Source organism: Flavobacterium sp. 22659 (assembly GCF_052044235.1).
GTDB lineage: Bacteria > Bacteroidota > Bacteroidia > Flavobacteriales > Flavobacteriaceae > Flavobacterium > Flavobacterium johnsoniae.
Map to the genome: position 1 here is coordinate 161,044 of NZ_JBQEMU010000002.1, position 21,595 is coordinate 182,638.

The window sequence follows — 21,595 nt, forward strand, 5'->3', positions numbered from 1 at the left end:
AATTATGGTAAATATCTTTGAGAAATATAATAAACTAGGATGTTTAATAGCAGTATGCATTACGTTTTCAGCAGCAGCTCAAATGAAAACATTTCCGTTACAGGAAGTGAGATTAGGAGACGGACCTTTTAAAAAGGCACAGGATGTTGATTTTAAATATATGCTTGCCCTTAATCCGGATAAACTTCTTGCGCCTTATTTAATTGATGCTGGTCTTCCGGTAAAGTCAACTCGTTACGGTAATTGGGAAAGTCTGGGGCTTGACGGTCATATTGCCGGACATTATTTATCGGCATTATCGATGATGTATGCTTCTACAGGAAATCCGGAGCTTAAAAGCAGATTAGATTATATGATTTCTGAATTAGCCAGATGTCAGGATAAAAACGGAAATGGATATGTTGGCGGGATTCCGCAGGGAAAAGTTTTTTGGGACCGCATTCATAAAGGAGATATTGACGGAAGCAGTTTTGGCTTAAACAATACCTGGGTTCCCATTTACAATATCCATAAACTTTTTGCAGGATTAAACGATGCTTATCAATATACAGGAAACCAGCAGGCAAAAGAAGTTTTAATAAAATTGGGAGACTGGTTTATTGAAATGATAAAACCACTGAGTGACGATCAGATCCAGAAAATTCTAAAAACAGAACATGGAGGCATTAACGAGTCTTTTGCAGATTTATATCTTATTACGAAGGATAAAAAATATCTGGAAACAGCTCAAAAAATTTCCCAAAAGAGTTTTTTAGAATCTTTAATAAAGAAAGAAGATAAACTTACCGGGCTACATGCCAATACTCAAATTCCCAAAGTTATTGGTTTTGAAAAAATTGCTTCTATTTCAGCAGATAAAAAATGGTCAGAAGCAGTTACTTTTTTTTGGGATAATGTAACTCAAAAACGAAGCGTGGCTTTTGGCGGCAACAGTGTTTCAGAACATTTTAATCCTATCAATGATTTCAGCGGCATGCTTAAGTCAAATGAAGGACCGGAAACCTGTAATTCCTATAACATGGAACGTCTCAGTAAAGCCTTATTTCTGGAAAAACAAGAGATGAATTATCTCGATTTCTACGAACGCACGCTTTACAATCATATACTGTCAAGCCAGCATCCGGAAAAAGGAGGTTTTGTTTACTTTACACCCATTAGACCCAATCATTATCGGGTTTATTCACAACCCGAAACCAGTATGTGGTGCTGTGTAGGATCTGGATTGGAGAATCATACTAAATATGGAGAATTAATTTACAGCCATTTTGATGAGGAAGTTTTTGTCAATCTCTTTATAGCATCAACACTAAACTGGAATGAAAAAGGAATTGTAATCGAACAGCGTACAAAATTCCCTTATGAAAACAGCACCGAAATTATTCTTAATCTCAAAAAAGCAAAAACTTTTGATTTAAATATCCGCCGTCCAAAATGGGCAGAAAACTTTAAAGTATTCATCAACGATAAAGAGCAGAAAACAGAATTAAAACCATCGGGTTATATCAGTCTTAAAAGAAAATGGAAATCAAAAGACCATGTACGCATTGAATTTGAAACGAAAACCCATTTAGAGCAATTGCCTGATGGTTCTAACTGGAGTGCTTTTGTAAACGGCCCAATTGTTTTAGCTGCCAAAACTTCTACAGAGGCATTAGACGGATTATTTGCAGATGACAGCCGTATGGGTCACGTCGCTTCGGGAAAATACATGCCAATGGATAAAGCTTATGCACTTGTTGGCGAAAAAGCAAGTTATGTTTCCAGACTTAAAGAACTTGGCAATATGCGTTTTGTTTTAGACTCCTTAGAATTAGAACCTTTTTTTGAACTGCATGATGCACGTTATCAAATATATTTCCAAACCTTTACTAAAGATGAATTTAAAGAAAAACAGGAAATACTGCGACAGCAGGAAATAAAAGAAATGGCGCTTGAAGCAAATACTATAGATAAAATTAACTGCGGAGAACAACAGCCAGAAGTTGATCATTTGTACAGAGGAGAAAAAAGTAATTCAGGATATGACGACGGCCGATTTTGGAGAAATACCCAGTCTTATATTTCCTATCAAATGATAAACAAAGACAAATCAGGAAAGTATCTTGATATAAGTATTTTGGATACAATGAGTACCAATGATATTACTATAACGATCAACAGCAAACCAGCAGAAATAGTCTCTTTAGAAAATAAAATAATCAGGCTCGATATTGCAAAACAAGACGTTATAGCAATTAAAATAACAGCTAAAGACGGAAAAGTAAGTCCTAAGTTTTACCAATTACGAATCGTGAAAAATTAACGGGAAAGTTTAAAAGTTCAGAAAATAAAACCATGAAAGTACTCTATAACCTATTAGCGATTTTTTTAATTCTTACCGGATCTAATGCGCAGGATAAAAAAGCACAAAACCCTGTAATTTTTGCAGATGTTCCAGATTTATCCATTATCAGGATCGGAAGTGATTATTATATGAGCAGTACCACAATGCACATGAATCCGGGCGTTCCTATAATGAAATCAAAAGATTTAATTAACTGGAAAATTATAAACTATGCGTATGATACTTTAGGAAGCAGTGATGAACTAAATCTGGATAATGGCAAAAACACTTACGGACGAGGTTCATGGGCAAGTAATATAAGATTTCATAACAATATGTTTTATGTAACTACTTTTTCCCAGACTACCGGAAAGACATATGTATATACCACAAAAGATATCGAAAAAGGGCCTTGGAAAGAAATTAGTTTTAGTCCCGCGTATCACGATCACAGTATTTTGTTTGATAACGATGACAGAGTTTATATGGTGTATGGAAATGGGAAACTTTTTATTAAAGAATTAAAATCAGATTTATCAGGAATAAAAGAAAACGGACTAGATCAGGTATTGATTGAAAATGCCAGCAGTCCGGCAGGAAATAACATTATGCTGGGAGCAGAAGGTTCTCAATTGTACAAAATAAACGGAAAGTATTATCTGTTTAATATTGTCTGGCCAAAAGACGGAATGCGTACAGTGCTTATTCACAGAGCCGATAAAATTTCAGGACCGTGGGAAGGAAAGATTGGTTTACAGGATTTAGGTGTGGCACAAGGAGGTTTAATTGACACTCCAGACGGAAAATGGTTTTCGTATTTATTTAGAGATTATGGAGGCGTTGGCCGTATTCCATATTTTGTGCCTGTAAAATGGGTCGATGGCTGGCCTGTTTTGGGTGAAAATAATAAAGTGCCTCAATATCTTGATTTACCCAAAAGTAAAGGATTAATTCCGGGAATTGTGAATTCAGATGATTTCAGCCGAAAAAAAGGAGAAAAAGATCTGCCTTTAGTCTGGCAGTGGAACCATAATCCTGATAATTCGTTATGGTCTGTTCAGGAAAGAAAAGGATACTTACGATTAAAAACTGCTTCTATAGCAAACACTTTAACTCAGGCAAAAAATACGCTTACACAAAGAACGTTTGGACCAGAATGTTCAGGAACGACACTTTTGGAAGTTTCTCAAATGAAAGATGGTGATTTTGCTGGACTTACTTTATTTCAAAAAGATTTTGGACTTGTTGGCGTAAAAGCAGAAAACGGATCAAAAAGAATTGTCATGATTGAAACAGTAAACGGCATTTCAAAAGAGATTCAAAGTGTTCCTTTCTCCGGAAATAAAATCTATTTCAAAGCTTCATGCAATTTTAAAGACAAAACAGATTTAGGACACTTTTACTACAGCCTTAACGGAAAAGAATGGATGAGCATAGGGAACGAAATAAAACTGCCTTATACGCTTCCTCATTTTATGGGCTACAGATTTGGTCTTTTTAACTATGCAGAGAAAACCTTAGGAGGTTATGTCGATTTTGATTACTTCCATCTTGAGAATAAAAATTAAATGATAGACGAACAGCAGAATCTTTAATTCAAAAGAAAAAACATGAAAAATAATTATCTGTATCTTTTAAGTTTACTATGCTTTTTCAATTTAAACGCGCAGCAGTATCCTTATAAAGATCCGTCGCTTAGTTCTAAAAAACGTGCAGAAGATTTAATTTCCCGATTAACGCTCGAAGAAAAAGCAGCTTTAATGTGCGATCAGAGTGATGCAATTCCCCGATTAGGAATTAAAAAGTTTAACTGGTGGAGCGAAGCTTTGCATGGTTATGCCAATAACGATAATGTTACCGTTTTTCCTGAACCAATAGGTATGGCAGCATCGTTTGACGATCAATTGGTTTTTCGTGTATTTGATGCAGTTTCAGATGAAGGCCGTGCAAAATACAACCAATGGATACAAAACGGAAATGAAAACAAACGTTTTTTAAGCCTTTCAGTCTGGACGCCCAATGTAAATATCTTTAGAGACCCACGCTGGGGGCGCGGACAGGAAACCTATGGTGAAGATCCTTATTTGACTTCCAGAATGGGAGTTTCGGTTGTAAAAGGACTTCAGGGACCAGCAGATGCAAAATACCGAAAACTTTTAGCCTGCGCCAAACATTTTGCTGTTCATTCAGGACCTGAATGGAGCAGACATGAATTGAATTTGAATAATGTAAATCCGCGTGAATTATACGAAACCTATCTGCCTGCATTTAAGGCATTAGTACAAGAAGCCGATGTAAGACAGGTAATGTGTGCGTATCAGCGATTAGATGATGAACCTTGTTGCAGTAACACCCGATTATTACAGCGTATTCTTCGCGATGAATGGGGATTTCAATATCTGGTAGTTTCAGACTGCGGTGCCGTTACTGATTTTTATACCACACATAAAGTTTCATCAGATGAGGTTCATGCAGCATCAAAAGCTGTATTGGCAGGAACTGATGTAGAATGTGTATGGGATAAATATCCGTTTAAAAAACTTCCGGAAGCCGTTGAGAAAGATTTAATCAAGGAAGAAGAAATCAATAAAAGTCTGCTTCGTGTTTTAATAGGCCGTTTTGATTTGGGCGAAATGGACGATGACTCGATTGTACCCTGGGCTCAAATTCCGGCAAGTGTCTTGAACAGTAAAGAACATCAGCAATTGGCTTTAGAAATGGCTCAAAAGTCAATGACGCTTTTACAGAATAAAAATAATATTCTCCCTTTAAATAAAAACGTAAATAAAGTGGCAGTTATAGGTCCAAATGCTGATAACGAACCAATGTTATGGGGAAACTATAATGGAACTCCCAATAAAACTATTACCATTAAAAAAGGAATTGAGGGAAAACTGGCTGCTAATAAAGTGCTGTATGATAAATCTTGTGATTTAGTTGAAGACAAAGTAACAGAGACGTATTTTGATCAAATTTCTTTTGAAGGAAAAAAAGGAATGAAAGCAGTTTATTGGAATAGCCCTAATAGAGAAGGAAACAGTGTTATTTCGCAGCAAATATTAAATCCTATAAAAATGACCACAGCAGGTCAGCATGAATTTGCTTCAGGAGTTAAACTAGAAGGATTCTCTGCAAAATATGAAGCCGAATTTACAGCAAAAAAAACTGAAAACCTTGTTTTTAAAACCGGAGCGACAGGTGCTTTTGAATTATTAGTTAACGGTAAATCGATCGCAAAATATACCAACTGGCGTACTGTTCCTGGAAAAATCCCGTTTCCGGTTGAAGCAGGCAAGAAATATAAAATCGAAATTCTTTTTGCACAATCCAATGATTGGCAGGCTAACTTAGAATTTGATTTTGGAAAAGAGTTTGATATCGACTTTAAAGCCTTGATTCAAAAATTAAAAGGCATTGACACCGTAATTTTTGCAGGAGGACTTTCGACTTTATTAGAAGGGGAAGAAATGCCTGTTTCTTTTCCCGGTTTTAAAGGAGGCGACAGAACCAACATTGAACTTCCTGCTGTGCAGAGAAAATGCTTAAAAGAACTTAAAGCAGCAGGTAAAAAAGTAATTTTTGTAAACTGTTCTGGATCTGCTATTGCTTTAACACCAGAAACAGAAAGCTGTGATGCTATTTTACAGGCGTGGTATCCGGGAGAATCAGGAGGACAGGCTGTCGCCGATGTACTTTTTGGAGATTATAACCCTGCGGGGAAACTGCCAGTTTCATTTTATAAAAACTCAGATAAATTAGGCGACTTCGAAGATTATTCGCTTAAAGGGCGCACGTATCGTTATACCACAGATGTTTTGTTTCCGTTTGGGTTTGGCTTAAGCTATTCTAAATTCGATATTCAGGCTGGAAATCTAAGTAAAAGCAAGATAAAACCGAATGAAGATACACAGCTGAAATTTTCAATAAAAAACAGCAGTAAGCGCAGCGGAACAGAGATTGTTCAGGTGTATGTCCGAAAATTGAATGATGCAGAAGGCCCGTTAAAAACATTAAAAGCTTTTAAACGAATTGAGTTAAAGGCAGGCGAAAAACAAAATGTTACAATCGATTTACCCGCATCTTCATTTGAGTTTTATGATGCTAAAACCAGAGGTATGAATATCGCTTCCGGCGAATATGAAGTGTATTATGGAAACAGTTCGGATACTAAAGATTTAAAAACAGCCAAAGTGGTTATTCAGTAAATAAAAGACTGCCTCTTAAATTTCTTATCAAATAAAAAAGTAATTAATCTACAGCGAATTATGAGTTTTAAATATGTTTTATGTTTATGTCTTTTTAGTTTTTTAAGCCTAAATGCACAATCAGTTATAAAAAGCCCCGACGGAAAACTTAAAGTTTCTCTTTTTGTTTCTAACGGTCAGCCTTTTTATAGTATTTCTTATAATGAAAAAACGTTTTTAGAAAAGTCGCCTCTTGGTCTTAAAACCAATATTGAAGATTTTACAACCGGATTAGCTTTAAAAACAAATCCGGTTCAAAATAAAATTGACGAAAATTACCAGCTTCCTAATATAAAAAACAGCAATGTTTATTATGAAGCCAATGAAGCTGTTTTCTCTTTTACTAAAGAAAATAAAGCAGCGATTGACATTATATTTAGAGTGAGCAATAACAATGCGGCTTTTAAATATAAAGTATATCCGCAAAAGGAAAGCCGTTCCTGCGTGGTAGAGGGAGAAGCTTCAGGTTTTCTTCTGCCGGAAGGTACGACAACATTTCTTTGTCCGCAGAGTAAATCCATGACCGGATTTGCCAGAACTATGCCCAGTTATGAAACCTCATATACATTAGACGAACCTATAGGGAAAAACGGTATTGGTGAAGGATATACATTTCCTTGTCTTTTTAAAGTGAATAATAACGGATGGGTTTTATTATCTGAAACCGGCATAGACAGCGGTTATTGTGCCAGCAGATTAATAGGGCACGAAAAGGGATTGTATACTATTGGTTTTCCAATGGCAGGAGAAAATAACGGAAACGGAACAACAGCTCCAGGTATACCGCTTATTGGCGAAACACCGTGGAGAACTATTACTGTGGGCGAAACTCTGAATCCTATTGTAGAAACTACAATTCCTTTTGATTTAGTAAAACCAAAATACCAAGCTTCAAAAGAATATAAATATACCAAAGGTTCATGGAGCTGGATTATAAAAATGGATAACAATACTACGTTTCCGGTGCAGAAACAATATATAGATTTCAGTGCCAGCATGGGATATGAGACCATTTTGGTTGATGCACTTTGGGACACTCAAATAGGAAAAGATAAAATCGCCGAACTGGCACAATATGGAGTCGAAAAAGGTGTCGGCTTGTATTTATGGTACAATTCAAATGGATATTGGAACGATGCGCCTCAAGGACCAAGAGGAATGATGGATAACAGTATCATTCGTCGTAAGGAAATGGCGTGGTTAAGAGAAATTGGTATAAAAGGTATCAAAGTAGATTTTTTTGGAGGCGACAAACAAGTAACCATGAAACTGTATGAAGATATTTTGAATGATGCTAACGATTTTGGACTAATGGTTATTTTTCACGGCTGTACATTACCAAGAGGCTGGGAGCGTATGTATCCTAATTATGCTTCAAGTGAAGCGGTGTTAGCGAGTGAAAATCTGCATTTTGGACAAGCAAGCTGTGACAAAGAAGCGATGAATGCGTCGATACATCCATTTATTAGAAATACTGTAGGAAGTATGGATTTTGGCGGAAGCGCTCTAAACAAATTTTACAATAGTGACAATACTCCCAATAAAGGTTCAAAACGAATTACTTCAGATGTGTTTGCTTTGGCAACGGCAGTACTTTTTCAAAGCGGTGTACAGCATTTTGCACTGGCACCAAACAATTTAACTGATGCTCCGGATTGGGCGGTAAAGTTCATGAAAGAAGTTCCCACGACTTGGGACGAAGTTCGTTTTTTAGATGGATATCCGGGTAAATATGTTATTCTGGCCCGCAGAAAAGGAACAAAGTGGTACATCGCAGGAGTTAATGCTCAAAAGGAAACCTTAAGCGTGAAATTAAAACTTCCAATGATGGTTTCTGATGCATCATTAACCTGTTATTTTGATGATGAAAAACTAAACGGAAAAGTAAAAACAGTACATCTTAAAAAGAACAAGGAAATAGAAATAAAAATTCCAGCCAACGGTGGAATACTAATACTGAACTAAATTATAGAAAGAACATCTTCTGATATAATCAACCCAATATTGTGTTTTTATAAATCAGCCATATATAGATTTTAATTTAAAAATCATTTTAAAATGTTTTCAAAGAAATGTTTTGCTGCTTTGTTTTTTATTATCAATAGTTTGTTTTCACAAAATACATTTGAAAACTATCGATTTCGTCTGGTAGATAATACGACTTCAAAAAGCGGTATATATACCATTGCGCAGGATCAGTTTGGAATTATGTGGATGGGAACAAATGGTGCGGGATTGTATAAATATGACGGAATCAATTATATTGGTTATGAACAAGACTCCAAGCGAAATAATTCTATCAACAGCAATTTAATTTATACGGTTTATGTAGACAGGCAGAATCATTTGTGGGTGGGTACTGATGAAGGTTTATGTATATACAATCGCAATTTAGATACTTTTGAAAACATTGATCTTCGGAAAAAAGAAGACAAAGAAACCGTAGTTTCTGTAAAAAGTATCATAGAAGATAATAATGGAAACATTTTTTTAGGAACATTTAGTAATGGTCTGCTTAGGTTAGATACTAAAACACATGAAATTACAAGATATAAACTTGATACTCCAAATGTTTCAAATTATTTAATCAATTCTTTAGTAAAAGATAAAAAAGGCACTATTTATTTAGGTACTAATTTTGGTCTAAAAGTAGTAGATCCTGTAAAAAATGAGGTCAAAAAAGTAATCCTTCCTAAAGACAATGAATTAATTTCAGGCTCAATTGTATCTATGTTTTTTGACAGCAGTCAAAACCTATGGATTGGCAACGGATACAAAGGACTGGTAAAAGTCAATTTATATGCTGCGGTAAAACAAGCTGTTTCTTATCCAATTACCAAAAAAAGAATCATGTGCATTCGCGAAGCAGATGATCACACCATTCTTTGTGCTACTGAAAATGACGGTTTAATCATTGTAGATGAACTGGGTGCTGTTCAAAAAAAATATGTAAACAGCAAATACAATAATCGCAGTCTGGGATCTAATTCTGTATGGTCTTTACTTGTAGACAAAGAAAAAAGAATCTGGCTGGGGTATTACAATAAAGGTTTGGGAGTTTTTGACCGGATAAACAGTAAGGTAAACGGAATAGAAAGTCTTCCCGGAAACCCGCAGTCGCTGCAAACCAATTGTGTTACCGGTATTGCCAAAGATCATCTGGGGCAGTTATGGATTTCTATGGAAGGTGGAGGCGTAGATATTTACAACCCCGAAACCAAAAACTTTCAACATATTACAAAATCAGACACTCGTTTTTATTCGGGATTAACAAATGACAATATCACAAAAGTTTTTATTGATCAAAAACAAAATGTTTGGCTTGCCAGCTGGAACGAAGGAATCTTTTTTCTAAAAAAAGGAAGCAGCACTTTTATTAATTACAATACAAAAAATACTCCGGATCTAACCTCCGACAATATAATGAGTATTGCCGAAGATTCCAGAGGTGTAATATGGATTGGAACTTTTTCAAAAGGACTTCATTATTATACACCAGCTGACGGGCGTTTTCATCATTGCAATCAGAAATCTTTTTATGCAATTGGATTAGCAAATGCAGACATTCGGAAAGTCATGGTCGATTCTGATGATGAAGTTTGGGTTGGTTCTACAACCGGCTTATATAAAGTGAGTACAACGAATTTTATAACTTTTTCAGTAATGTCCCTAAGAGATAAAATGTCTGCAAAGCTTAAAAATCGTAAAAGCACCCATACTATCAATACTTTGTATCAAACTAAAAATAAAGAAATCTGGATTGGAACCGATGGTGCGGGATTGTTTACCTACAATAAAAAAAAGGATGATCTAAAATGGTATATAGATTTTAACGGCCTTCAGGAAAAATCAATAGCCTCTATTGTAGAATCTAATGATGGTGCGATATGGTTAAGCGGCAAAAAGGGAATCAGCAGGCTGGACTTAAAGAGCAAAACAACAGTAAATTATTCTACCTATGATGGTTTACTGGGGAATGATTTTAACAACAATTCGGTATTAAAAGATGAAAACGGAATTCTTTATTTTGGAGGTTATGAAGGCTTAAATTATTTTGATCCTTCAAATTTGAAAAAAAGCCGAAAACAGCTTCCAATTTATTTCACAGACCTGAAGCTTTTTAATAAATCTGTAAAACCGCTGGAAAAAAACTCACCGCTTATAAAAGTAATATCAGAAACAAAAAAGATAATCCTTAAACATGATCAATCTGTTTTTACAATCGATTTTATTGGCATAAATTATTCTTTTCCGGCCAGAACAGAGTTTGCTTATTACTTAGAAGGTTTTGAAGATTCCTGGAACTATGTAGGCAGTAAACGCTCAGCAACCTACACAAATCTTGCACCCGGAAAATATATTTTTAAAGTTAAAGCTTCTGAAAAAAATGGAGTCTGGAGCCAAAAACCTTTAGAATTAAAAATTGAAATCCTGCCGCCCTGGTGGAAAACATCATTTGCTTATTTATTCTATTCTTTATTAGTATTAGCAGCGATTCATTTTGGCAATCAATATTATCAAAACAGGTTTAAACAAAAACAATTAATACAATTTGAAAAGAAAAAAGCAGCTCAAATTGAAAAATTAAATGATAAAAAGTTACAGTTCTTTACCAATATTTCACATGAGTTTAGAACACCGCTTACTTTAATTTTAAATCCCTTAGCCGATTTAATTAAAAACAACAGCACAGAACTTTCAAACGGTGTTTTAAATAAGCTGCAAACCATTCAAAAAAGTTCAGACAGACTTTCAAGATTAATCAACGAGCTGATGGATTTTAATCAGCTGCAGTTTAATAAAATGCCGCTCAAAGTACAGCAGTTAGAAGTAGTGGGTTTTACAAAAGACATTGTAAGTTATTTTGATGAAGAAGCCCTGAGCCGTGGTATTGACCTTAAATTTGAATCGGATAAGAAAACATTAAAAGACTGGGTCGATCCTAAAATGTTCGAGAAAATTATTTTTAATGTAATATCAAATGCTTTTAAGGTTACTCCCGATAATGGAAGAATAACGGTAAAATTAGTAATAAATCAGGAATTGGTTTATTTTCCGTCATTAACTCCTGCCTATACAAATCCTTCTTTTTCAGTTATTGTTGAAGATACCGGCGCAGGATTAGACAAAAAAGATATTAAACGAATTTTTGATCGTTTCTATCAGGTAAATAATTTGAACAAAGCCTATTACGGAAGTACAGGAATAGGTCTGGAAGTAGTTCGTGGTTTTGTTGAACTCCACAAAGGAATTATTGAAGTCGAAAGTGTATTGGGAGCAGGCACCACTTTTAAATTAATATTTCCCACAGGAAAAGACTTTTTTAGTGAAAATGAAATACTGCATGAAGAATTAAAAAAGGAGAAAAAAATAAGTTTCACGCCCATAGTTGAAAAAGAAGCGGTTCAATTACCAGAAGATCAGGAAAAACAAGACCGGGTGTATACTATTTTGATTGTTGAAGATAACACAGAACTTAGAAATTATCTAAAAAACGAACTTAAAAAAGAATATAAAGTACTGACTGCCGAAAACGGTCAGATTGGTTTGGAAACTGCTTTACAAAAACTGCCCGATTTGATTTTGACCGATGTAATTATGCCGGTAATGAATGGTTTAGAGTTGTGTAAAAGCATTAAAGCAGATTTAAAAACAAGCCATATTCCGTTAATGATGCTTTCGGCAAAAGCATTAATAAAAGATAAACTCGAAGGCATAGATTCTGGTGCAGATATGTATCTGAGTAAGCCATTTGACATGGATATTTTAAGATCCAGTCTGGTACAGCTGCTCAAAAGCAGGCAGATTATGTTCAATAAATTCTACAACGGCATTACGCCAAAGGCAAAAGAAAAAACGACCACACTGGATAATGAATTTATAAAAACGGTACTGCATTATATCAATGAAAATATTAACGAATACGAACTCAGCGTTGAGGTTCTGGCATCGAAGGTATTTTTAAGCCGAAGCCAGTTGTACAGAAAAATTAAAACACTTACAGGAGTTTCAGTAAATGAGTTTATACGAAATGTACGCTTAGAAAAAGCAAAAGAATTAATAGAACTGGGCAATGATAATATAACCGAGATTAGTATTAAAGTTGGTTTTAGTTCTCCTTCATATTTTACAAAATGTTATAAAGAAAAATACGGACAACTGCCTACGCATAATAAATAGTTTGTTTCTTTTTTAATTATTCCTAAAGACGGTTTTATAACGTCTTTTTTTTGCTCTAATAACAGATTTCTTTTAGGTATATGAATACTTTAATTGTTGAAAATCAAAGTAATTAGCGTCAAATTTCTTTTAAAGTAATTATCGAATAATTGCAATCAGCATCTTTTTTTATTTCATGCATAAAAAAAGAAACACATTATTATTAAAATCCTATTTCTGTTTTTTTAGTAAATGGCTTATTAACCGTCAATTAGGCGGTTTCTGTAGTTTTCATGCTACAAAATTGATAGTTTTTGCATCATTTTTAATAGGCAAAATTTAGGCTAACCTTATATTTTTGGATTGTAAGAAAACTAAAACAACCCATAAAACAAGTATTAACAATTTTAAAAATTACAGTATGAAATGAACACTAAATTATTTATTGAATCCTTATTTGAATAAAAATTAGGAAGAGCTGCAACAGCTTTTCAATTTTATAAGTAAGCCTGCAATAAATAAAAAAACTTTACAACCGAATAACTATTTAAACTAATCAAAAAACCAATTGAAATGATGTTAAAATTAAAATTTGCAATAATTACATTGCTAATAATCAGCAGTCATACTATAATGGCACAGTCTAAGACTATACATGGGGTGATTACAGATCCTTCGGGGTTTCCTCTCCCGGGTGCCGGTGTTAATGTAGAAGGTTCAAAAAACAACACCTCTACAGATTTTGACGGAAAGTATACTTTAAAAGATGTTAATCCTACAGATAAAATTACTTTTTCGTTTGTAGGTTTGATTTCTCAAACAATTACAGTAGGAACAAGAAGCAATATTGATGTCACACTGGCATTATCCACACAAAATTTAAATGAAGTTATAGTAGGATACGGAACGCAAAAAAAAGCTAAAGTAACCGGAGCAATCTCTACAGTAGGCTCAAAAGATATTGCTGCAGTGCCCATTACAAATGCAGAATCGGCTTTACAGGGAAGAGCTGCCGGTGTTACTGTTGTAAATGGCGCGCCGGGTTCTAATCCTACCGTTACCATTCGTGGTTTGGCTACTATGGGAAATAGTGCTCCTTTATACGTTATTGACGGAGTTTTGACAGGAAATTTATCAGGACTTAGTCCTAATGATATTGAATCGATGTCTGTTTTAAAAGATGCTTCAACAACGGCTTTATACGGTTCAAAAGCTTTTAATGGAGTAATTATGGTAACCACAAAAAAAGGAAAAAAAGGACCAGGTCAGCTCACTTTTAGCACTTATGCCGGTTTTCAAACCATTACCAAAAGATATGATGTTTTAAATACACAGCAATATCTGCAGTATGCTAAAGATCTGGGAAGTGATTTAACAGCAAGAGCAGCTGAATTTGGAAACATTAATACCAACTGGCAGGACCAGATTTTTCAAAGCGGTTTAATGCAGGATTATAATTTAAGTTTTTCAAATGGTACAGAAACTTCTACAGCCCGTTATTCTGCCGAATATTTAAAGCAGGAAGGAGCCGTTATTAATACAGGTTTTGAACGTTATTCTTTTAGAGCCAATAATACACAGGATATCGGCAGACTTAAAGTAGGAAGTAATATCGGAATATCTTTCAGTACAATCAATCCGGAACGCAGCTCAGGAGGAAGAACATTACTTGAACATGCAATAAAAATGGCGCCTTATTTACCGGTTTACAACGATGCTAGTTTAGGAGGTTATCAGGGACCAAGCGCTATTGACGGCAACGATGCAGAAAATCCTGTTCGTGTAGCAAATTTAGGCTATCAAAAAATAAACAATCTTTCAATAATAGGAAATATCTACGCTGAATTAGAGATTTTAAAAGGTTTAAAATTTAAATCACAAGTTTCATTGGATTACTACACAGGTAAAGATCATACATTCGTACCGAGCTACGCTGATGGTTCTTACCACAGACAGGCGTTTTCTACAACAAATGAAACCAACTCGCAAGGACAGACTATTGTTTACGATAACAGTTTAACATACAAAACTACTTTTGCTGCAAAACACAATTTAGAAGTCTTAGGTGTTATAACTAAAATTGACGGAAAGTCACAAAATCTGGTAGCAGGAAGCCGTTACAATATTTCAGACGAAATTGATCAGCTGCGATATAATGAAGGAAATCTAAGTTCTGCAAATTACGTAGAAAAGAACATTGGATATATTGCCCGTATCAATTATGATTATGATGATAAATATCTGCTGGCTGTTTCAGGACGCCGTGATGCATCTTCTCGTTTTGGAGCTAATAACCGCTGGGGAAATTTCTATTCAATAGCGGCAGGATGGAATATAGCCAAAGAAAGTTTTATGGAGAATTCTATTTTCAGCACTTTAAAACTTAGAGCAAGTACAGGAACAACCGGAAATGACAGAATAGACAATTACCAATATGCAGCTACATTGCTTGCTGATTATAATTACCCAATTGCAGGCGGAAATGCACCGGGTGTATCTCTGGGAGTTGCTTCAAATCCTGATTTGAAATGGGAGTCTAAAAAGGATAGAAACATAGGTGTAGATTTTGGTTTGTTTGACGATCAATTCACAGGATCTTTTGAATATTTTAATAATAAAAGCAGTGACATCCTTTTTGCAGTTCCTTTAGCAGCTTCTGTTGGATCTGCCGGAGGCGGAACTCAAATTCAAAATATTGCCGATGTAAAAGTATCCGGATATGAAATCAGTTTAAGTTACAATGACAGAAAAGGAGATTTTACATGGTCTGCTACAGCTAATTTAGGAACAAGTAAAAATGAAGTAACAAGTTTAGCACCGGGAGTTACCAGTGTATTGGGAGGTCCAACTGCAAGAGCAGGTTTAGAGAACTTTTCTAGACTTGAAGTAGGCCAGCCGTTATTTTACTTTTATGGTTACCAGACAAATGGAATTTATCAAAACCAGGCAGAAGTAGATGCTGTTTTTGGTCCTGGCCAGACAAATATACAGCCGGGTGATATCAAAATTGTGGATCGTGACGGTAATAAAGTTATCAATTCAAACGACAAAACCAATATTGGAAATCCATATCCTGATTTTACATATGGTTTAAATATTACTGCAGCTTATAAAAAGTTTGATTTTAACTGTTTCATTACAGGAGTTCAGGGGAATGATATTTACAATGCCAACACTTTTGACTTAAAAGGAATGAATCGTTTGTTTAATGCCAGTACTGATGTTTTAGACAGAGCAATAGTTGCGAATGGAGTCGTTACAAACCCATCGGCAACTCTGCCTAGAGCGCAGGGAGCAGATATTAACTGGTCTTCAGCAAACCAGCGCTATATTGAAGATGGTTCTTATACGAGATTAAAAAATATCACATTAGGATATACCTTATCAGGAGAAACATTTGATAATCATTTTTCAAATATAAGATTCTATGTAAGCGGTCAAAACCTTATTACTATTACAAAGTATACAGGGTTAGATCCTGAAATTGCACGTGCAGATGGAAACGCAAATTCTGCAGGTATCGACTTAGGAAGATATCCACAGCCAAAATCAGTAATTTTTGGACTTGATGTTAAATTTTAATTTATAAGATGATGAAAAAAATAAAATATATAGTTGCTGCATTGTTGGGAGTTTTTGCAATGCAGTCATGCGACACTGCGGAATTAGAATTAAAAAATCCAAATACGCTTTCGCCCGACACTTTCTTTAAAACTGCTGCGCAGGTAGAATCTTCTGTAAATGCAGCATATGCAAATTTACAGACAAGAGGACTTTATGCCCGAAACCTAGCTTTTGCAATGGATCTTATGGGGCAGGATGCAGCAGGAAATCCGCAGTTAGAAGGGAATAAAAAGCCTTTTCAGGATTTTTCTTTTAATGCCGGAAATGATATTATCCAGTATTATTGGGAATCTTGTTTTTTAGGAATATCCAGAGCTAATTTTGTACTGGATAATGCAGATAAGATTAATGCTCTGCCGGATTCAGTTTTATCACAAGAGAGAAAAAATAAATTTTTAGGAGAAGCACATTTTTTAAGAGCTTACTATTATTTCCTTTTAGTAAATCGTTTTGGTGATTTGCCAATTTATAAAACAGGAACTATTGTAGGCGCGGCAAGAAGCCCTAAAGCAGAAGTTTATAATTTGATTAGAGATGATTTTGAATTTGCTTCACAAAACCTTCTTTCTAAGAGCGGTGAACAAGCAGGAAGAGCCACAAAAGAAGCTGCTTATGCTTATCTGGGTAAAGTATTACTTTATGAAAAGAAATACGATCTGGCTTTAGCCGCTTTAAACAATGTTACAGGATTCAGCCTTGAAGATAAAGGCAGTTTTTACAACAACTTCATGGAAGAAACAGAACATGGAAAAGAATCTGTTTTTGAAATTGAATTTAATGAAAACAACGGAACTGGCAACAAATGGGATGATGCAGGAAATAGCGGCGGAACCGGTTTTGCCGAGTCAACTCTGAGAGGACAGGAATACGGTAATTTGAGCTGGTTTAATGTGTATCCGCCAGATGCGCTGCTGGATTCTTATGAGGCTGGGGATTTACGTTTTGATGATACTTTTTATGTTCCGGGTTCAAAATATTTAAAAGGAACCCTAACTATGACAGCGCAAAATTTTAATACATCTGCAGGGCTTAGAAGAGCAGGCTGGAAAAAATACCAGAATTATTATAAAAAAGAGGATGAAGCCACACAATCGAGTATCAACTTCAAAGTTATGCGTTATTCAGATGTACTGCTTATGAAAGCAGAATGCGAAAACCAAAGAGATGGAGGTTCACAAACTGCCGCAATTGCCTATATCACACAAGTCAGAGATCGTGCAGGTTTAACAACTGCCATTGCTCCAACAAAAGAAGCTGTTTTTGCTGCAATTGTGCACGAACGTAAAGTTGAATTTGCAGGAGAGCAAAGCCGTTTTGATGATATTATCAGATGGGGTATTGCGAGTACAGAGTTAGCGGGAACAGGTTTTCAGGCTGGTAAAAATGAATTATGGCCAATTCCAAACAGAGAAACATCTTCTAATCCAAATATAAAACCAAGCGATAACAATCCTGGTTATTAATGATTAAATTATGTTAGATTGAGTTAAGTAAGTTAGTATTTAGGTAAACAGCGCATTTTAATGCGCTGTTTATTTTTTTAGTAAGGATGGGGAAAGTTAAAAGTTGAAAGTCAAAAGTCGAAAGTCAAAAGTCGAAAGTCGAAAGTCAAAAGTCAAAAGTCAAAAGTCTGCAATCTACAATCTGCAATCTAAAATCTAAATTTCCCATCATCATTATCGTCTTTCTTTCAAATCAGTTTCAATTTGAATTTCCATTTTTTTATCTATTACATAAAAGCATAATAGAACAGCGCTAATAATAAATATAAAGCCGGGATAAATACTTATTGAAAGTTTAATTCCTTCTACCGCTGCAGGGACCTGATTAACCTCTTCGGCTACATAACCATATTTAGAAAGAAAAGCCGCGCCTAACGCACTGCCAATACTAATGCCAATTTTTAATCCAAATATCATGGCCGAAAAAATGACAGCGGTTGCTCTTCGGTTGTTTTTCCATTCGCTGTAATCAGCAACATCAGCAATCATAGCCCATAAAAGCGGGATAGTCACTCCATAAATAAATCCATGAAGTAATTGAGTCAAAAATACCATAGCAACGGCTGATCTGGTGTAAAAATTAAATGCCAGCAGACTTAACGCAGATAAAAAGATGAACGTAATATAAACGTTTCTTTTGCCAAAAGCATCAGCGAGAGGTTTTGAAAACATAATTCCGAAAATCATAAAAATAATTCCTCCGGCATTAAAAAGGCTGAATGCAGAAGTCGGCGCATCCTTCGGCCAGTGAAAATCTATAAAACCCATTGCTGTTAAAGAATGATTCAAATGTTCGATAAATGCTGTAAAACCAATATCATGTAAAAAAATAATTTGGGCATCCGGATCTAAATAATATTTAAAGTAAAAAACATACATACCGCCTTTTAAAGACAAAGTGATAAATACCAGAATAGTAACCAATAACATAACCAGCCACGGACCGTTTTTAGATAAATCCATAAAATCCTGCTTAACGGTAGATTCCTGATTTTTTGCCGGAATTATTCTTTCTCTTGTAGTAAAAAAAGTAACCAGAAAACAAATCACTCCAATAACAGCAAATAGTATCATGGTGTTTTTAAAACCAACAGCTTTATCGCCATTTCCTAAAATTAAAACAAATGGCAGTAAAAGTGACTGAACTATAAATTGGGCGATCATTACAGCAACAAAACGATAGGAGGAAAGACTGTTTCGTTCTTTCATGTCGCCTGTCAAAACACCGCTTAAAGCTACATAAGGTAAATTGTTTGCAGAGTAAATTAATACAAGGAAGAAATAAGTCAGCAGGGCATAGGCTATCTTTCCTGATATTCCAAAATCCGGACTTAAAAAAGAAAGAACAGCAGCAATTCCAAAAGGTAAAGAAGTCCATAAAATCCAGGGCCTGAATTTCCCCCAGCGCGTTTGAGTACGATCTGCAATAACTCCCATAATGATATTAAAAAAAGCACCAATAAAACCGCCCGTAAAAATAATTACACTTGCTGTGCCGGCTGGAATTTTATATACATCTGTGTAAAAGAAAGCCAAAAATGTAAGCAGAGTCTGAAAGATCAAATTCGCTGCAAAATCACCTAAACCGTAACCTATTTTCTCCAGTACAGAAAGTTTCTTCAATGTAGTATTCATAAATATATCAAGTGCTTTTTTATTGGCTTTTATTTTACCATTTTAATTGCTTTAAAGTGTTTTTTATCAAATAAATAAACACTTTATCTCATTCCTTATATAGAGAACGCTACTGTAAAAATAGCCTGAAAGTTGAAATAAGTGTATCATTTTTGAAGCCTATAATATCATTTTTGAAGCATGAGTTTGTTTCAGTAAATCTATCGAATATAAATGCCTGTTTTTATTTGAGAAATTGAAAAATATAATTTTTAAAACTCGAACTTTTATTTGAATAAAAATGAAAATTCTTTTTTCAATATTCAAAAAATCAAATATAATTACACAACCAGTTGTTTTATTGTTTCTTATTTTATGTTTAGATGACTTTTAAATTGTATTGTCTTGATAAATAGTTATTAATGTGCATTTTTTGATCATTTGTATTTTTTACGAGTTCTTTAATAAAAACAATAAAACTCATTTTAATCATTATTTTTAAATTGCAAATTATCCCTGTTGTTGCATATTGTTTGTTTTTATTTCTTAAATAATGAATATATGTTTTTAAAATTGAATATTTTTTGAATAATTAGTATAAAATTTAATTACAATCGGTTGCGTATTTATTGTTTTTGATTATATTTGTTATAAATACACTTATTAATAAAGCTGAGAACCTGAACGCAATACATTAATAGCTTTATTATAGAGTTGAGTTATGTTAGTTAGTTTTTCAAAAGTCGAAAGTTTAAGCGCTTTCGGCTTTTTTTAGGATAAAAGAAAATCAAAAACCAAAAAATATGATAGTACATCATAATATTACAAATGGATACCTGAGTAAAATACATCTTTTGTTATTGATTTTTGCTTTGATTGTTCCGGCTTTTGCTATTAGTCAGAATAAAAAGAAAACAGATAGAGAACTCAAAAGGCCTCAATACCGTAATCTTTTTAAGGAAGCAGGTTACAGCCAGAATGATATTGATAAGAAATTAACCAAAGCGTATTATGATGTTTTTGAAGGACCGGATAAAGTTTATTTTGAAGAAGGAGATTCTTTAGGATACGTCTCTGATGTTAAAAACAAAGATGCCCGTACCGAAGGTATGTCCTACGGAATGATGGTTGCCGTTCAATTCAATAAAAAGGATGTTTTTGATCGTCTCTGGCGATGGTCGGTTAAATATATGCAGCATCAGGACGGACCAAGAGAAGGATACTTTGCATGGAGTGTCAATCCGCAGACGAAAAAACAGAATTCTGCAGGTTCTGCTTCAGACGGCGAATTGTATTATATAACCAGTCTGCTTTTTGCTTCTAATAAATGGGGCAATGATACAGGAATTAATTATTACAAAGAAGCCAGAAGAATTTTAGATGCCATGTGGAAAAAAGACGGCACCGGAAATATTTATAATATTATAAATACGGAACACAAACAGATTTCCTTTGTACCAGAAGGCGGCGGTTACAACTGGACAGATCCTTCTTATCATGTTCCTGCTTTTTACGAAATATGGGTATTGTACGCCAAAGACGGTCACGAACAGTTTTATAAAGAATGTGCCGAAGTTTCTCGTAAATTTTTGCAGAAAGCCTGTCATCCTGTAACGGGTCTGACTTCAGATTATACTGAGTTTAACGGCGAACCGCATCCAACTCCGTGGCTTCCTCCCGGATTTCGTTATGATTCCTGGCGCGTTCCTATGAACATCGCAATGGATTATACCTGGTACGGAAAAGACAAAGAATGGCAGGAAGATTATGCGAAGCGATTTCAAAATTTTCTGAGATCAAAAGGATTAGAAACTTATGAAGATCAGTTTAATCTGGATGGTTCTACTCCGGAATTTATTCTTCAGGCAGGTCCGGTTAAAAAGCTGAGACATTCAATTGGTTTAGTAGGAACAGCTGCCACAGCATCATTAGTAAATAAAGATAAAGCAAGTATAGATTTTGTTCATGCGGTTTGGAATGCCAAACTAGAACCTTATGAAGACGGTTACTTTGATCCGTATTATGATGGATTAATGTACCTCTTCAGTTTAATGCATTTGAGTGGAAATTACCAAATTATAGCCCCAAAAGGTTAACCCATTTTTTTGTCTGGCGAAGCAGGTTTTACA

General features: G+C 34.8%; 9 protein-coding genes. 8 read left to right on the forward strand and 1 reads right to left on the reverse strand.

Annotated features, from left to right (window positions below; translation table 11 throughout):
• Window positions 1–4: 4 nt before the first annotated feature.
• The 7 genes from ACTJIW_RS02885 (at window position 5) to ACTJIW_RS02915 (ending at window position 17,813) form a co-directional block, all read left to right on the forward strand.
• Window positions 5–2,302 carry a beta-L-arabinofuranosidase domain-containing protein gene (locus ACTJIW_RS02885; protein ID WP_440715670.1) on the forward strand — a complete coding sequence of 766 codons (2,298 nt, stop codon included), beginning with the start codon at window positions 5–7 and terminating at the stop codon, window positions 2,300–2,302.
• Window positions 2,303–2,334: 32 nt separating this feature from the next.
• Complete coding sequence (locus ACTJIW_RS02890) at window positions 2,335–3,891, forward strand: glycoside hydrolase family 43 protein (RefSeq protein ID WP_440715671.1); 1,557 nt, start codon at window positions 2,335–2,337, stop codon at window positions 3,889–3,891.
• Window positions 3,892–3,933: 42 nt separating this feature from the next.
• Complete coding sequence (gene xyl3A, locus ACTJIW_RS02895; protein WP_440715672.1) at window positions 3,934–6,528, forward strand: xylan 1,4-beta-xylosidase; 2,595 nt, start codon at window positions 3,934–3,936, stop codon at window positions 6,526–6,528.
• Window positions 6,529–6,588: 60 nt separating this feature from the next.
• Window positions 6,589–8,532: a glycoside hydrolase family 97 catalytic domain-containing protein gene (locus tag ACTJIW_RS02900; RefSeq protein ID WP_440715673.1), complete on the forward strand. Its 1,944-nt coding sequence runs from the start codon at window positions 6,589–6,591 to the stop codon at window positions 8,530–8,532.
• Window positions 8,533–8,625: 93 nt separating this feature from the next.
• Window positions 8,626–12,747: a two-component regulator propeller domain-containing protein gene (locus tag ACTJIW_RS02905; protein ID WP_440715674.1), complete on the forward strand. Its 4,122-nt coding sequence runs from the start codon at window positions 8,626–8,628 to the stop codon at window positions 12,745–12,747.
• Window positions 12,748–13,299: 552 nt separating this feature from the next.
• On the forward strand, window positions 13,300–16,308 hold the full coding sequence (locus ACTJIW_RS02910; protein ID WP_440715675.1) for a SusC/RagA family TonB-linked outer membrane protein: 3,009 nt from the start codon (window positions 13,300–13,302) through the stop codon (window positions 16,306–16,308).
• Between the two features lie 8 nt (window positions 16,309–16,316).
• On the forward strand, window positions 16,317–17,813 hold the full coding sequence (locus ACTJIW_RS02915) for a RagB/SusD family nutrient uptake outer membrane protein (protein WP_440715676.1): 1,497 nt from the start codon (window positions 16,317–16,319) through the stop codon (window positions 17,811–17,813).
• 213 nt (window positions 17,814–18,026) lie between these two features.
• On the opposite strand, the gene ACTJIW_RS02920 is transcribed toward ACTJIW_RS02915, so the two are convergent.
• Complete coding sequence (locus tag ACTJIW_RS02920; protein ID WP_440715677.1) at window positions 18,027–19,487, reverse strand: MFS transporter; 1,461 nt, start codon at window positions 19,485–19,487, stop codon at window positions 18,027–18,029.
• A gap of 782 nt (window positions 19,488–20,269) precedes the next feature.
• Between ACTJIW_RS02920 and ACTJIW_RS02925 the strand changes: the two genes are divergently transcribed.
• Window positions 20,270–21,562 (forward strand): glycosyl hydrolase family 8, encoded by a 1,293-nt coding sequence (locus tag ACTJIW_RS02925; protein WP_440715678.1) that lies wholly within the window; start codon window positions 20,270–20,272, stop codon window positions 21,560–21,562.
• Window positions 21,563–21,595: the final 33 nt, after the last annotated feature.